Raw genomic sequence first — 1366 nt, 5'->3', positions numbered from 1 at the left:
CGACCCACCAATTTTTAATTGGCTAGGGCGTACCGAGTAGTCTGGGTAAGATAGTCCGACAGTTTATCTAAGATGTGTTTCCAACACGCATCGATCGCCTTAATAGGCGTTTTCAAGGGGTCGTTAGCTCAGTTGGTAGAGCAGTTGGCTTTTAACCAATTGGTCGCAGGTTCGAATCCTGCACGACCCACCACTTCTTTGTTCTGACCTGCATAAGCTGTTGTTCCTCCTCATTCAACTGAAATGGCGTCATGTATTTTCTAGAGCGTTCGCGCGTGTTTAGGTATAATTCCACTAGTTAAATTCAATGGGTTTGGTGTAAATGGGTCATCTTCAAGATCGTGTTCTTGTTCAAGAGCACTTGGCGCAAGAAAAAATTCCTAAAGAGCTCGATGTGGCTCGTGTTGATACGCTCAGCAACGAAATCGCGAAGCTGCTAAAGCAGGAAAATGCGGTGTTAATCGCGCATTATTATACAGATGAATCTATACAGGCTTTAGCCGAAGAGACTGGTGGTCTTGTTTCCGACTCATTGGAAATGGCGCGCTTTGGCGCGTCGTGTGATGCGAAAACGCTCGTTGTTGCTGGTGTCAAATTTATGGGTGAAACGGCAAAGATTCTTAGTCCGGATAAGCGTGTTGTAATGCCGACTTTAGAGGCTACGTGCTCCCTAGATATTGGCTGTCCAGTCGACGAGTTCTCTCGTTTCTGCGATCAGCACCCTGATCGGACTGTAGTCGTTTACGCCAATACGTCTGCGGCTGTAAAAGCAAGAGCAGATTGGGTTGTTACTTCAAGTATTGCGCTCGATGTGATTGAGCATCTAGATCGCGCCGGAAAGAAAATACTTTGGGGTCCAGATAAACATCTTGGTAGCTATATTCAGCATCAAACGGGCGCTGATATGTTGCTGTGGGATGGGGCGTGTATTGTGCACGAGGAGTTTAAAGCTTCGGGGATAAAAGATCTTAAGAAGATTTATCCGGAAGCGGCTGTTCTAGTTCATCCTGAGTCGCCTGATGCAATGGTTGAACTCGCAGATGCGGTCGGCTCAACGTCGCAACTCATTAAAGCCTCTCAAGTGCTTCCCAACGAGACGTTTATCGTTGCAACGGACAACGGCATTTTCTACAAGATGAAGCAGTTGAGCCCGGGGAAAACCTTCATTGAGGCTCCGACTGCGGGCAGCGGAGCAACATGTCGTAGCTGTGCTCATTGCCCTTGGATGGCTATGAACGGCTTGGAGGGGGTTCGTGATGTGCTGCTCAACAGTGACGGTTGTGAGGTCTTTGTCGATGATACCCTTCGCAGAGACGCACTGAAGCCTTTGGAGCGGATGTTGTCCTTTACTGCGCGCTAGTTCGTT

General features: G+C 48.2%; 1 protein-coding gene and 1 tRNA gene. Both read left to right on the top strand.

All coding sequences use genetic code 11. From position 1 onward, the window contains the following. Positions 1 to 117 precede the first annotated feature (117 nt). Positions 118 to 193 (top strand) — tRNA-Lys (locus A3750_RS01335). Between the two features lie 129 nt (positions 194 to 322). Beyond that, complete coding sequence (gene nadA / locus A3750_RS01330) at positions 323 to 1360, top strand: quinolinate synthase NadA (protein ID WP_068455738.1); 1038 nt, start codon at positions 323 to 325, stop codon at positions 1358 to 1360. Positions 1361 to 1366 lie beyond the last annotated feature (6 nt).

The organism is Oleiphilus sp. HI0079 (assembly GCF_001635105.1).
Note: the sequence above shows the minus strand (reverse complement) of the source record. Positions and strands in the feature narration are given on the sequence as shown.

Excerpts from the sequence above, each read along its gene's own strand:
- nadA (WP_068455738.1), top strand. The coding sequence starts at position 323 with ATGGGTCATCTTCAAGATCGTGTTCTTGTTCAAGAGCACTTGGCGCAA.